The sequence below is a fragment of the Klebsiella africana genome, assembly GCF_020526085.1.
Lineage (GTDB): Bacteria > Pseudomonadota > Gammaproteobacteria > Enterobacterales > Enterobacteriaceae > Klebsiella > Klebsiella africana.
Map to the genome: position 1 here is coordinate 4,185,375 of NZ_CP084874.1, position 13,469 is coordinate 4,198,843.

Genomic DNA, 13,469 nt, shown 5'->3' on the forward strand with positions numbered 1-13,469 from the left:
CTCACCATCACAAATCATGACGGCGCCGGAACGAGGCCGCCGTCAACAGTACACACTCGCCTGCCTGTTAGCCTTTCGCCATCTCTTTTTCGATCAGCATAATCAGGATATGGATCACTTTGATATGGATCTCCTGGATGCGGTCGGCGTAGCCAAAGTGCGGCACGCGAATTTCAACATCGGCGGACCCCGCCATTTTGCCGCCGTCTTTACCGGTCAGGGTGATCACTTTCATCCCCTGCGCGCGAGCGGCTTCAATCGCCTTGATCACGTTGCCGGAGTTGCCAGACGTGGAGATACCGAGCAGCACATCGCCCGCACGGCCGACGGATTCAACGTAGCGAGAGAACACATACTCATAACCAAAATCATTGCTCACGCAGGAGAGGTGGCTGACGTCGGAGATCGCGATGGCCGGGTAACCCGGGCGGTTTTCGCGATAACGTCCGGTCAGCTCTTCCGCAAAGTGCATCGCATCGCAATGGGAACCGCCGTTACCGCAGGATAGCACTTTCCCACCCGCCTTAAAGCTATCCGCCAGCAGGACAGCGGCACGCTGGATAGCATGGATATTGGCTTCGTCCTGCAGAAAGTTAGCCAGCGTTTCCGCGGCTTCGTTCAGTTCGTTACGAATAAGATCCTGGTACATGAGGATAATCCTTCAGTATGAGTGGAATAACCCTGGCAGTGTACCGGATAGCCGCCGAAGCGAGAAGCAGAAGGCAGCGTTATCCCCCGCCCTTTTGATTTTATGTGCCGCTTTTGCATACAACAATGTGAGCAAGGTTGTAATTATTTTGTAAACACATTGCTAAATAAAAACGCATGCACTACAACCAATACATCACAAGTGGTCAGACCTCCTACAAGCTCAGGGAGCATTTCTCTATGATGATTTTGAGTATTGTTGCAACCCTCGTTTTACTCGGTGCGCTCTTCTATCACCGGGTCAGCCTGCTGCTCAGCAGTGTGATTTTGCTCGCCTGGACCGCGGCGCTCGGCGCGGCCGGGCTGTGGAATATCTGGCTGCTGCTGCCGCTGGCAATTATTCTGTTGCCGTTCAACTTTGCCCCAATGCGTAAATCCATGATTTCCGCACCGGCATTTCGCGCTTTCCGTAAGGTGATGCCGCCGATGTCGCGTACGGAAAAAGAAGCCATCGACGCCGGCACCACCTGGTGGGAAGGCGATCTGTTCCGCGGCAACCCTGACTGGCACAAGCTGCATAACTATCCGCAGCCGCGCCTGACCGCCGAAGAGCAAGCTTTCCTCGACGGCCCGGTGGAAGAAGCCTGCCGGATGGCAAACGACTTCGCCATCACCCACGAAATGGCCGACCTGCCGCCAGAGCTGTGGGCCTATCTGAAAGAGCACCGCTTCTTCGCGATGATCATTAAGAAAGAGTATGGCGGGCTTGAGTTCTCGGCTTACGCTCAGGCACGGGTACTGCAGAAACTTTCTGGCGTCTCCGGCATCCTGGCGATCACCGTCGGCGTCCCGAACTCGCTGGGCCCGGGCGAATTGCTGCAGCATTACGGTACAGAAGAGCAAAAGAATCATTATCTGCCGCGTCTGGCTCGCGGTCTGGAAATCCCCTGCTTCGCCCTCACCAGTCCGGAAGCGGGCTCTGACGCCGGCGCTATCCCGGATACCGGCGTGGTGTGCATGGGCGACTGGCAGGGTCAACAGGTGCTGGGGATGCGCCTGACCTGGAACAAACGCTATATCACCCTGGCGCCAATCGCCACCGTGCTGGGGCTGGCCTTCAAACTCTCTGACCCGGACCGTTTGCTGGGCGGTGAAGAAGAGCTGGGCATCACCTGCGCGCTGATCCCCACCTCAACGCCGGGTGTGGAAATTGGCCGTCGCCACTTCCCGCTGAACGTCCCGTTCCAGAACGGCCCCACTCGCGGTAAAGATATCTTCGTGCCGATCGATTACATCATCGGCGGCCCGAGCATGGCTGGCCAGGGCTGGCGTATGCTGGTTGAGTGCCTGTCCGTGGGTCGCGGCATTACTCTGCCGTCCAACGCCACCGGTGGTCTGAAATCCGTCGCCATGGCGACCGGCGCTTACGCCCATATTCGCCGCCAGTTCAAAATCTCCATCGGCAAAATGGAAGGGATTGAAGAGGCGCTGGCGCGCATCGCCGGTAACGCCTATGTGATGGACGCCGCGGCGTCGCTGATCACCTACGGCATTATGCTCGGCGAGAAACCGGCGGTACTGTCCGCGATTGTGAAATATCACTGCACTCACCGCGGCCAGCGATCCATTATCGACGCGATGGATATTACCGGCGGGAAAGGCATTATGCTGGGCGAAGGTAACTTCCTCGCCCGGGCCTATCAGGGCGCGCCTATTGCCATCACCGTTGAAGGCGCGAACATTCTGACCCGCAGCATGATGATCTTCGGTCAGGGAGCCATTCGCTGTCATCCATACGTGCTGGAGGAGATGGCCGCCGCGCAGAATAATGATCTGAACGCCTATGACAAGCTGCTGTTCAAACACATCGGCCATGTCGGCAGTAACAAAGTACGGAGTTTCTGGCTGGGCCTGACCGGCGGACGCACCAGCAGCGCGCCGACCCGTGACGCTACCCGTCGCTACTATCAGCAAATGAACCGTCTGAGCGCCAACCTCGCGCTGCTGTCAGACGTGTCGATGGCGGTACTGGGCGGCAGCCTCAAGCGTCGCGAACGTATCTCCGCGCGTCTGGGCGATGTGTTAAGCCAGCTGTACCTGGCCTCGGCGGTGCTGAAACGCTATGACGATGAAGGACGCAATGAAGCCGATCTGCCGCTGGTTCACTGGGGTGTGCAGGATGCGCTGCACCAGGCTGAACAGGCCATCGACGATCTGCTGAAAAACTTCCCGAACCGTCTGGTGGCAGGCGTAATGCGCCTGGTCATTTTCCCAACCGGCCGTCATCATCATGCGCCGTCGGATAAACTGGACCATAAAGTCGCTAAAATTCTGCAGGTGCCCAGCGCCACCCGCTCCCGCATCGGACGCGGTCAGTACCTGACGCCGAGCGAGCATAACCCGGTTGGTCTGCTGGAAGAGGCGCTGCTGGAAGTGATGGCGGCCGATCCTATCCACCAGCGGATCTGCAAAGAGTTGGGTAAAAATCTGCCGTTCACCCGTCTGGATGAGCTGGCACATAACGCGCTGGCCAAAGGATTAATTAATCAGGAAGAAGCCGCTATTCTGACCCGTGCAGAGCACAGTCGCCTGCGCAGCATTAACGTCGACGACTTTGCGCCAGAGGAGCTGGCAACGCAGCCGGTAAAGCTGCCGGAAAAAGTACGCAACGTTGAAGCCGCATAATAAAACAACGACCACATCACACGCCGGGCGGGGAATTTTCCCCGCCTTTTTTTCGTTATCTCCTTCGTCGAGGCTTCTGTCAGTAGCATTTTTTTAACAAAATATTCCGCTGACCGCTGCGAGGCTGATATGGTGTTACAGTTAACCTAACCCCCTCATGAGAATGGAGTTGACCATTGTGCCTGGCCTGAAAATTACGCTGTTGCAACAACCGCTGGTCTGGATGGACGGCCCTGCCAACCTGCGCCATTTTGATCGTCAACTGGAAGGAATTATCGGGCGCGATGTGATTGTTTTACCGGAGATGTTCACCACCGGCTTTGCCATGGAAGCGGCAAAACAGTCTTTACCCGAAGCCGACGTGGTGGAGTGGATGCATGCCCGGGCCGCGCAAACCCAGGCGCTGATTGCCGGCAGCGCCGCGCTGCAAACCGAGCGCGGCGCCGTTAACCGCTTCCTGCTGGTCGAGCCCGATGGTACGGTGCACCATTATGATAAACGGCATCTGTTTCGGATGGCCGATGAACATCATCACTATGAGGCTGGAAACCAGCGCGTGGTCTTTGAATGGCGCGGATGGCGGATCCTGCCGCTGGTCTGTTACGACCTGCGCTTCCCGGTATGGTCGCGAAATCTGAACGACTATGATTTGGCACTGTATGTCGCCAACTGGCCGGCGCCGCGCTCCCTGCACTGGCAGTCGCTGCTGGTCGCCCGCGCCATTGAGAACCAGGCCTACGTCGCCGGCTGTAACCGGGTTGGCACTGACGGCAATGGCCATCATTACCGCGGCGATAGCCGGATTATCAATCCCCAGGGGGAGATTGTCGCCACCGCCGATCCGCATCAGGCCACCCGTCTTGACGCCGAGCTGTCGCTGACGGCTCTCCAGGAATATCGCGAAAAATTTCCCGCCTGGCGCGATGCCGATCCTTTTACCCTCGATTAATATTTCCTCCGCTTTCTTCCCCATTTAGCGGCTAAAGAAAGCGGAATTTTGACTGTAAGCACACCACACAATATTTGCCGGGCGCTTTTCATTTCTGTTCTACACTGATTAAAAGACTCCATAACCAAACGGGCGGAGATCACCTTCAACTCACATCTGTGTTGTAAATCATGAATTTTCTGTTGCTGGCGTGTTTTGTTAAACAACGCTGAGCGTTGGCGTAAGAATATTATGTGAGCGTAATAGAAAATGGATAATAATAATCTGCTGTTAATAGAGAAACGGCTGGTCACCCGTTTTCTCGATATGTTTATTCGGTTCGGGCTTATTCTGGCGCTGGCCTCATTCTGTTTTACCGTCTTTTCTCCCTTTATCAATATGATGCTCTGGGCGCTGATTCTCGCCGTAGCGCTCTATCCTTTACATCAATATTTTGCCGGACTCTTAGCAGGTAAACAGGGACTGGCGTCAGCGGTACTGGTGTTGTTAGGTATTTTACTGATCGTCATCCCCACGGTGCTGATGATCACCTCGCTGGCGGAAAGCGCCAGCGCCATGATTGATAAGATGGGCAACCAGAGCTTTACCATTCCCCCACCCTCTTCGCGTATTGCTGCTTTGCCGATCGTTGGTGAACGGCTGAGCGACCTGTGGATGAAGGCTTCTGTAGATCTTCCGGGACTGCTCAGTAATTACCGCTCGCAAATCGGCGAAATCGCTAAACAGTTCCTCAGTATTTTAGCCAGCATGGGCGGCGGGCTGATTGGCTTTATTATTTCGTTTATCGTCTCGGGAATTATGATGGCCTGGGGCGCAGCGGGCGCCATCAGCGCCCAGCGTATTGCCATTCGTATTACCGATGAGAATAAAGGCGTGACCCTCAGTCGCCTGTGCACCAGCACCATCCGCGCGGTCGCCCAGGGCGTCATCGGGGTGGCACTGATCCAGGCGCTGCTGGTCGGTGTGATCATGCTGATAGCGAACATACCCGCCGTCGGGATCTTCTTTATTCTTGCCCTGATCCTCGGCATTGCCCAGGTGCCGGTGATCCTGGTGACGGCCCCGGCCATTGCACTGATGTGGAGTCTCGGCACCCACAGTACCGGCATGGATATCTTCTACACCATCCTGCTGATCGTCGCCGGCATGGCCGATAACGTCCTCAAACCGTTGCTGCTGGGGCGCGGCGTCGATGCGCCGATGCCGGTGGTGTTGCTGGGCGCGCTCGGCGGAATGGCCTCTAACGGCATTCTCGGTATGTTCCTCGGCGCCACCCTGCTGGCCATCGGTTACCGGATCTTCATGACCTGGGTAAATGAAGGACAACCCGCTCTGCCGCAGGATAAATAACATCGAGGGAGCATCACGCTCCCTTCACTTATTCCATAAACATACGCACCGCACACCAGATTAGCAGCAGCGCCAGCAGCAAATTTAACTTTCTGCCATGACGTTCAAAAACCGGCTGAAACAGCTGCCCGGCCAGCGCCCAGCAGAGATTACCGCCTATCCCAATTGCCGACAGCAACAGACCTGTCACCACCAGCCAGAATGGCTCGCGGGTCACCGGCAAAACAAAGGTCGACAGGGCCGTGATGCCGTACAGGATAATTTTTACATTCACAAACTGCAGCCCCAGGCTGGCCCAGAAGCTGACAGGCCGCTCCTCCTGCCCACCGCTGGCAGGATCGCTACGGGCAATGTGCCAGGCCAGCCACAGGATATACCCCGCGCCGACCCAGCGTAGCAGGGAGGTTATCCCCTCATCCAGGGTAACGAGAGTGAACGTCAGCCCGGCACAAATCAGCATGATGATCACAAACCCCAGGCTCATGCCGGCCAGAACCCGCATGCTCCGTCGAAAGCCGTGCGCGGTGACGCTGCTCAGCGCCAGAATATTATTCGGCCCGGGCGTCAGGGCGGTGATCAGGGTGTAAGTTAAAAAGGCGCTAATCAGGGTAGGTGTCACGTGTTTTCTCCTCTTGACTGGCAGACAGTACCCGAAGCTGATAATTTAAAAAAATGAATGTTTTTTCATTCTGAATTCGAGAATGTCGATATAAAGAGGAAATATGGATCTGCGACGCTTTATCACCTTCAAAACGGTTGTCGAAGAAGGATCCTTTCTGCGCGCCTCACAGAAACTGTGCTGCACCCAGTCCACCGTAACCTTTCATATCCAGCAGCTTGAGCAGGAGCTCGCCATCCCGCTGTTTGAGAAAATTGGCCGGCGGATGTGTCTCACCGCCGCCGGTAAAAATGTCCTGCCGCACGTCTACGATCTGACCAAAGTGATGGCGTCGATTCGCCAGGCGGCGCGCCAGGACGATGAACCCGGCGGCGAACTTCGCGTCGCCACTGGTGAAACCCTGCTGGCGTACAAAATGCCGCCGGTGCTGCAGCGTTTTAAGCAACGCGCCCCAAAGGTCCGCCTGTCACTACAGTCGCTCAATTGCTACAGCATCCGTGATGCCCTGCTCGCTGACGAAGTCGACCTGGGGGTGTTTTACCGGGTTGGCAACGATGATGCGCTCACCATGATGGAACTTGGCCCGCAGCCGCTGGCGCTGGTCGCGTCTGTCGATCTAGCGCCGGTCGACTTCCTGCGTCCGCAGCAGCATATCCCGCTGAGCTTTATCATCAACGAGCCCCAGTGTGTGTTTCGGCAGATTTTTGAAAGCACCCTGCGCCAACGCGGTATTACTATGGAGAACACCATCGAGCTTTGGAGTATTGAGAGTATCAAGCAGTGCGTGGCGGGCAATCTGGGAGTAAGTTTTCTGCCACGCTTTGCGGTAGAGGAGGAACTCAAACGCGGGACACTGATTGAGCTGCCGTTCAGCGGGACGCCGCTGACGATCCATGCGCTCTGTGCCCATCACGCCGGGAAGGCAATCAGTCCGGCGATGCGGGTATTCATGCAGTGTATGCAGGAGGAACAAGAGGCGCGCTGAAATTCGGCGACGAAAACGACGAAAGCCTGAATCATTGCTGATTCAGGCTTTCTGAATAGTGGCGGAACGGACGGGACTCGAACCCGCGACCCCCTGCGTGACAGGCAGGTATTCTAACCGACTGAACTACCGCTCCGCGTTGTTGTTCCGTTGGGAACGAGGCGAATATTACGGATTCCCCTCTACCCCGTCAACGCTTTTTCTACCATTTTGAATCGTTTGCTGCAAAAATCGCCCAACCGCCTACTTTTAATCCATTTGAGGGGCTATCAGGCACGCCACAGGCAGCTTCCGCCTTTCTTTTGTACCAGGTCGAGGCGCGATTCATGGTTCACCAGCTCCTCATCAGAGGCATAAACCACCCGTAACTGGCTGGCGGCGCGGACGACGCGCTGAATGCCCATCTCTCCCGCCTGCTGCTGGCTTTCGCCTTCCATAGAGAACGCCATCGAAGTCTGGCCGCCGGTCATCATCAAATAGACATCGGCAAGGATCTGGGCATCGAGTAATGCCCCGTGCAGCGTACGCTTGCTGTTATCTATTTCGTAGCGCGAACATAACGCATCGAGGCTGTTGCGCTTGCCGGGGAACATTTTCCGCGCCAGCGCCAGACTGTCGGTGATTTTACAAAAGGTCTCGGTTTTTCCGATGCCGCGGTTCAGCTTACCGAACTCATAATCCATAAAGCCGATATCGAACGAGGCGTTATGGATCACCAGCTCCGCGCCGCGGATGTAATCCATAAACTCATCAGCCACGTCGGCAAAGGTGGGTTTGTCCAGCAGGAACTCATCGGCGATCCCGTGCACGCCGAATGCTTCAGGATCCACCAGCCGATCGGGCTTCAGATAGACATGGAAATTGTTACCGGTCAGGCGGCGGTTGATCACCTCCACGGCGCCGATCTCAATGATCTTGTGTCCTTCGTAATGCGCCCCGATCTGATTCATACCGGTGGTTTCGGTATCGAGAACAATCTGGCGCGTAATTGCAGTGCTCATAGCGGTCATTTATGTCAGACTTATCGTTTACAAATCGATTTCAATTACAGGAAGTCTACCAGAGATGCTCAAACAGGTAGAAATTTTCACCGACGGCTCTTGTCTGGGAAATCCAGGACCCGGCGGTTACGGCGCCATCATGCGCTACCGCCAGCACGAAAAAACCTTTAGCGCCGGCTACCGTCTGACCACCAATAACCGCATGGAACTGATGGCGGCAATCGTCGCTCTCGAAGCGTTAAAAGAGCATTGTGAGGTGGTGCTCAGCACCGACAGCCAGTACGTCCGCCAGGGGATCACCCAGTGGATCCACAACTGGAAAAAGCGCGGCTGGAAGACGGCAGAGAAAAAACCGGTAAAAAATGTCGACCTCTGGCAGCGGCTGGACGCCGCGCTTGGCCAGCATAAAATTAAATGGGAATGGGTGAAAGGCCACGCCGGCCATCCTGAAAACGAACGCTGCGACGAGCTGGCGCGCGCGGCCGCCTCTCATCCCACGCTGGACGATGTCGGCTACCAGCCGGAGAGTTAATTCTGCCCCTTGCGCCACTGCCGGGTGGCGCCGACTGCCGGCCGCAGCTGGGTTTTCGCTTTACCGGATTTCATCGGATTGAGTGTCAGCGGAATGGTCCGTTTGCGGGCGACAATCAACTGTAAACAGCCCAGCGCCGGCAGATGGGTGCTCAGCAATTTGCCGCCATGGCGCGACCAAGGCAAAACCTGGTAACGCCCATAGTGCAGCACTTCAAAGTTGAGCAGCGCCAGCCAGTCCAGCTGGCGCGTCAGCGTAAACATACGGCTATTATAAGGCGTACCTTTGCGCAGGACCGGCACCAGCTTACGCAACCCCATCAGGCTGACCGGATTAAACCCGGTCAGGATCATCCAGCCATCATCAATCAGTACACGATCGGCTTCCCGCAGCAGACGATGCGGATCGCTACACCATGGCAACGTGTGCGCCAGCAGGCAGGCGTCAACGGACTTTTCGGCAAAGGGTAAATGCAGCGGGTCAGCCCGGACCTGCATCGGGTTTCCTGCCAGCGAGACATTGACCTGGTGCGAGATGGCGCAAGCTTCGGTATTGATTTCCGCGCTCAGATTGCCAATCTTAAGCAAATGAAAGCCATATAATTTAGCCAGCCACGGTTTCATCTGCTGCTCCAGCGTTTCGCGATAGTATTCGCCCCACGGCATACTGGACCAATGCTCAGGCGCTGTCACTGTGTGAGGTATCCTTGCCGGCTTCATCGCCACCTTCCGCTACGCTTTAGAGGTAATTTATGAATCTTATCAGTATTCCCGCGTTTCAGGACAACTACATCTGGGTTCTCACTGAGAATAACGGCCGCTGCATCATCGTTGATCCCGGCGAAGCCGCACCGGTTCTGGCGGCCATCGAGGAAAACCAGTGGCAGCCCGAGGCCATTTTACTGACCCACCACCATCAGGATCACGTCGGCGGCGTAAAACAATTACGTGAAAGGTTCCCTTCTATAGTGGTTTACGGTCCGGCGGAAACCCAGGATAAAGGCGTCACTCAGGTGGTAGGCGATGGCGATCGGCTGTCAATTCTCGGGCACGCTTTTTCCATTTTCTCCACGCCAGGTCACACATTAGGACATATCTGTTACTACAGTGAACCTTATCTGTTCTGTGGCGACACGATGTTCTCCGGCGGCTGTGGAAGGCTGTTCGAAGGTACTGCAGAGCAAATGTATCAATCATTTATGAAAATTAACGCCCTTCCTGAAGAAACCCTCATATGTTGCGCACATGAATATACGTTAGCGAATATGAAGTTTGCTTTAAGTATCCTGCCAGATGATAGGGATATAAACGATTACTATCATAAAGTTAATGAGTTACGTGCAAAAAAACAAAAAACACTACCCGTAACTCTGAAAAATGAGCGGCGTATAAATTTATTTTTACGCGTAAATGATGTTGATTTAATTGATAAAATTAACAAAGAAACAAATTTGCAACACTCTGTGGCGCGATTTGCATGGTTAAGGTCAAAGAAAGATGACTTCTGATATTTAATTCTTGTCATCGGCCAACTTCGCCGTTATCCTTGGTCGTCTTTTAAGCAACTATTGACACACACATGAAGGCACGAGCGATATTACTCGCCTCTGTCCTGCTGGTGGGGTGCCAGGCGTCTAAGCACGATGGCACCGTCGAACAGCGAGCACAGAGCCTTTCTGCGGCTGGTCAAGGGGAAGCAGGTAAGTTCACAAGTCAAGCGCGCTGGTTAGATGATGGAACCTTCTACGCGCAAGACCAGGATCTGTGGACTTCCATAGGCGACGAGCTAAAGATGGGAATACCGGATAATCCCCGGATTCGCGAACAGAAACAGAAGTACTTAAGAAATAAGAGCTATCTCCACGATGTAACTTTACGGGCAGAGCCGTATATGTACTGGATAGCCGGGCAGGTTAAGAAACGTAACATGCCAATGGAACTGGTATTACTACCCATAGTGGAGAGCGCTTTTGACCCACACGCGACGTCTGGCGCCAATGCCGCAGGCATCTGGCAGATCATTCCGAGCACAGGGCGCAATTATGGTTTAAAACAGACCCGCAGTTACGATGCGCGTCGTGATGTTGTCGCGTCTACTACCGCGGCGCTGGACATGATGCAACGTCTGAACAAAATGTTCGACGGCGACTGGTTGTTAACGGTCGCGGCATATAACAGCGGCGAAGGCCGGGTCATGAAGGCAGTAAAAGCGAACCGTTCGCGTGGCAAACCCACCGATTTCTGGTCGCTGTCTCTGCCGCATGAAACGAAAATCTACGTACCGAAAATGCTGGCATTGAGTGACATCCTCAAAAACAGCAAACGTTACGGCGTAAAGCTGCCTACGGCTGATGAAAGCCGTGCGCTGGCGCGCGTTCGTCTCGATAGTCCGGTTGATATCTCTCAGCTCGCGGACATGGCCGGTATGCCGGTCAGCAAGCTGAAGACGTTTAATGCGGGCGTAAAGGGATCAACGCTGGGCGCTAGCGGGCCAAAGTACGTCATGGTGCCACAGAAGCACGCCGCTCAGCTGCGTGAATCGCTGGCCTCTGGCGACATTGCCGCTGTACAGCCAACGCAGCTCGCAGACAACACGCCGCTGACCAGCCGTAGCTATAAGGTACGCTCCGGCGACACCATTTCCGGGATTGCCTCCCGTCTTGGTGTGACAACCCGCGATCTGCAGCAGTGGAATAACCTGCGCGGTTCTGGGTTGAAGGTTGGACAGAACCTGGTTATCGGCGCTGGCAGCAGCGCCCAGCGTCTGGCGAACAACAGCGATAGCATCACCTATCGCGTTCGCAAAGGCGATTCGCTGTCGAGCATCGCCAAACGTCACGGCGTTAATATTCGCGACGTGATGCGCTGGAACAGCGATACCGACAACCTGCGGCCAGGCGATCAGCTAACGCTGTTTGTGAAAAATAGCGATCGACCAGAGTCCTGATACCTCAGGTTCGATAAAAAGGCACCGACTTCCCCCGGTGCCTTTTTTGTTGCCCGCGTTAAACCGCTTTATGCGCTTCGAACAGAATGGTATCGCTGGTAAACGATCCGTCTGCCTGTAACTCAAAGTAGGCTTTGACCTCCGCCGAAGCGCTCTGTTGATATAAGCGAATCGCCTCCACCAGCGGCTCAGGAGTACGCATCCGCGCCACCCATGAGCTGAACTCCAGCGGCAGGCGATCGGTCGATAAATGATTAATCACCAGACCTGCGTCATTGGCCAGCGCCAGCCACTCGCCGCTGGAATAATTACGCACGTGCGAGGTATCGCGCAGCGCTTCCACGGTCTGCAACCAGACATCACGTACCGGGTGACCCGGCGACATCACGTCCATTATGATCATCACCCCGCCTGGCTTGAGAACACGTTTCACCTCACGCAGCGCCTGGCCAACGTCATGCCAGTGGTGGGCGGAGTAGCGGCTAATCACCACATCAAAGCTGACATCAGCGAACGGCAGCGTTTCGGCGTACCCCTGCTGGGTCACGATATTGCTAAAACCTTTCTCCTTTGCCGCGGTGGCAACGACCTCCAGCATCTGGCTTGATAAATCATAGGCGGTCACCTCGGCAACCTGTCCCGCCGCGGTAAAGCTGGCGTGCCCTGCCCCGCAGCCCATATCCAGCACTTTCGCCTGAGGGAAATCAGTCAGCCGTTCAGCCAGCCGCTGCAGATCGCGCCCGGAGGCATGTACGGCGCTGGTCAAATAGGCGCTGGCCTGGGAGCCGAACTGCTTTTCGACGTTGTCATGGTGAGAGCGTGTTGTCATTGTGTTGTCCTTCGGTTGTGTGAGTAATTTAGGGCAGCATCATGCTGAACGCAGACCTGCCCGATGGCAGGCCTGACATACCTTAAATTAATCAGGCTTGCCGGGACTGAATTCGACTAGTAGCGGGTTGTGATCGGAGGCGCGGGTCACCAGCACGGAAGCATCGTGTACGCTTAACCCACGATAGAACACAAAATCGAGCGGACGACCAAACGCGCGGCGGCGCTGATCGTCAGAGAAACGAACTTCGCGTAACGACATCTCACGCGCAAAGCGGTACAGCGCGTTCATTCGCGGCCGGCTCCAGGCATTGAAGTCCCCGGCCATGATCACCGGCCCGCTGTGATGGGCGATCTGATCGCCGATCGGCAGCAACTGCTTGCTGTAGACATCGACGCCAAGACTAAAGTTGACGGCATGAATATTCACCACCATTAACAACCGCGCATCCGGCAGTGGATAGACGGTTACTAAGGCGGATTTAGGCAGGCGCAAAATGGGTTCGCGTTCGCGCAGCGGGCAGCAATAGATGGGGTGAGCAGAGGCCAGCGTCATGACTCCGGAAGGATGCTGCGGCAGCACCAGAGCGGGTACCTGATCGGCTGCCAGATAGTTAGTGGTCGCGAACCTGACCAGCTCAGGCGTCGTCTGCGCCTCCTGCAACAAGACTAAATGGGCATCTTTGCCAAAATTCTTGAGCACCGACTGCCACTCTGCGCGCTGCTGCTTGAAGATATTCCATACCAGCACGCGGATCTTTTCATCGCTGCTTAACGGCGTACCGGCGGGATAAACCGGACTCACGCCCGCAAACGCCCCCGGAGGCAATATTCTCTCCGCAGGTTGTCCGGCGACGTAGCGCATGGCATAGGTATTCTTTCGCAATTTGGGCATTGATCCTCGATAACAGAAACCAGCCCGACAA

13 protein-coding genes and 1 tRNA gene are annotated in these 13,469 nt (G+C 55.5%); 7 read left to right on the plus strand and 7 right to left on the minus strand.

What is annotated here, in order from left to right; all coding sequences use genetic code 11:
* Positions 1-67: 67 nt before the first annotated feature.
* On the minus strand, positions 68-649 hold the full coding sequence (lpcA, locus tag LGL98_RS20230) for a D-sedoheptulose 7-phosphate isomerase (RefSeq protein ID WP_004145825.1): 582 nt from the start codon (positions 647-649) through the stop codon (positions 68-70).
* A 239-nt stretch (positions 650-888) separates the two neighbouring features.
* Between lpcA and fadE the strand changes: the two genes are divergently transcribed.
* From fadE to LGL98_RS20245, 3 genes are all read left to right on the plus strand, one after another.
* A complete protein-coding gene (fadE, locus tag LGL98_RS20235) occupies positions 889-3,333 on the plus strand; it encodes an acyl-CoA dehydrogenase FadE (protein ID WP_136032002.1) in 2,445 nt (814 codons plus the stop codon).
* 178 nt (positions 3,334-3,511) lie between these two features.
* Positions 3,512-4,282 carry an amidohydrolase gene (locus LGL98_RS20240; protein ID WP_136032027.1) on the plus strand — a complete coding sequence of 257 codons (771 nt, stop codon included), beginning with the start codon at positions 3,512-3,514 and terminating at the stop codon, positions 4,280-4,282.
* Between the two features lie 249 nt (positions 4,283-4,531).
* Positions 4,532-5,632 carry an AI-2E family transporter gene (locus LGL98_RS20245; RefSeq protein WP_136032004.1) on the plus strand — a complete coding sequence of 367 codons (1,101 nt, stop codon included), beginning with the start codon at positions 4,532-4,534 and terminating at the stop codon, positions 5,630-5,632.
* 28 nt (positions 5,633-5,660) lie between these two features.
* On the opposite strand, the gene eamB is transcribed toward LGL98_RS20245, so the two are convergent.
* The gene (gene eamB, locus LGL98_RS20250) at positions 5,661-6,251 is read right to left on the minus strand and encodes a cysteine/O-acetylserine transporter (RefSeq protein ID WP_136032006.1); all 591 of its coding nucleotides are present in this window, start codon (positions 6,249-6,251) and stop codon (positions 5,661-5,663) included.
* A gap of 103 nt (positions 6,252-6,354) precedes the next feature.
* On the opposite strand from eamB, the gene LGL98_RS20255 reads away from it, so the two are divergent.
* The gene (locus LGL98_RS20255; RefSeq protein WP_136032008.1) at positions 6,355-7,236 is read left to right on the plus strand and encodes a LysR family transcriptional regulator; all 882 of its coding nucleotides are present in this window, start codon (positions 6,355-6,357) and stop codon (positions 7,234-7,236) included.
* A gap of 59 nt (positions 7,237-7,295) precedes the next feature.
* Here the strand turns inward: LGL98_RS20255 and LGL98_RS20260 are convergent.
* Together LGL98_RS20260 and dnaQ are read right to left on the minus strand one after the other, a co-directional pair.
* Positions 7,296-7,372: transfer RNA gene (locus LGL98_RS20260), tRNA-Asp, on the minus strand.
* Positions 7,373-7,505: 133 nt separating this feature from the next.
* Positions 7,506-8,237, minus strand: coding sequence for a DNA polymerase III subunit epsilon (gene dnaQ, locus LGL98_RS20265; RefSeq protein WP_004204621.1), 732 nt, complete (start codon positions 8,235-8,237; stop codon positions 7,506-7,508).
* A gap of 64 nt (positions 8,238-8,301) precedes the next feature.
* Here dnaQ and rnhA point away from each other — a divergent pair, with 64 nt between their 5' ends.
* Positions 8,302-8,769, plus strand: a complete 468-nt coding sequence (rnhA, locus tag LGL98_RS20270; RefSeq protein WP_136032010.1) for a ribonuclease HI — start codon at positions 8,302-8,304, stop codon at positions 8,767-8,769.
* Here rnhA and LGL98_RS20275 read toward each other — a convergent pair.
* Positions 8,766-9,488 (minus strand): class I SAM-dependent methyltransferase, encoded by a 723-nt coding sequence (locus tag LGL98_RS20275; protein ID WP_136032012.1) that lies wholly within the window; start codon positions 9,486-9,488, stop codon positions 8,766-8,768. The two genes, rnhA and LGL98_RS20275, sit on opposite strands and share 4 nt — an antisense overlap.
* A gap of 32 nt (positions 9,489-9,520) precedes the next feature.
* Between LGL98_RS20275 and gloB the strand changes: the two genes are divergently transcribed.
* Together gloB and mltD are read left to right on the plus strand one after the other, a co-directional pair.
* On the plus strand, positions 9,521-10,276 hold the full coding sequence (gene gloB / locus LGL98_RS20280) for a hydroxyacylglutathione hydrolase (RefSeq protein ID WP_136032014.1): 756 nt from the start codon (positions 9,521-9,523) through the stop codon (positions 10,274-10,276).
* A gap of 71 nt (positions 10,277-10,347) precedes the next feature.
* The gene (mltD, locus tag LGL98_RS20285; RefSeq protein ID WP_002889632.1) at positions 10,348-11,715 is read left to right on the plus strand and encodes a murein transglycosylase D; all 1,368 of its coding nucleotides are present in this window, start codon (positions 10,348-10,350) and stop codon (positions 11,713-11,715) included.
* 58 nt (positions 11,716-11,773) lie between these two features.
* On the opposite strand, the gene LGL98_RS20290 is transcribed toward mltD, so the two are convergent.
* Together LGL98_RS20290 and LGL98_RS20295 are read right to left on the minus strand one after the other, a co-directional pair.
* Positions 11,774-12,544: a class I SAM-dependent methyltransferase gene (locus LGL98_RS20290; protein WP_136032016.1), complete on the minus strand. Its 771-nt coding sequence runs from the start codon at positions 12,542-12,544 to the stop codon at positions 11,774-11,776.
* A gap of 87 nt (positions 12,545-12,631) precedes the next feature.
* Positions 12,632-13,429 carry an endonuclease/exonuclease/phosphatase family protein gene (locus LGL98_RS20295; protein WP_004204614.1) on the minus strand — a complete coding sequence of 266 codons (798 nt, stop codon included), beginning with the start codon at positions 13,427-13,429 and terminating at the stop codon, positions 12,632-12,634.
* Positions 13,430-13,469: the final 40 nt, after the last annotated feature.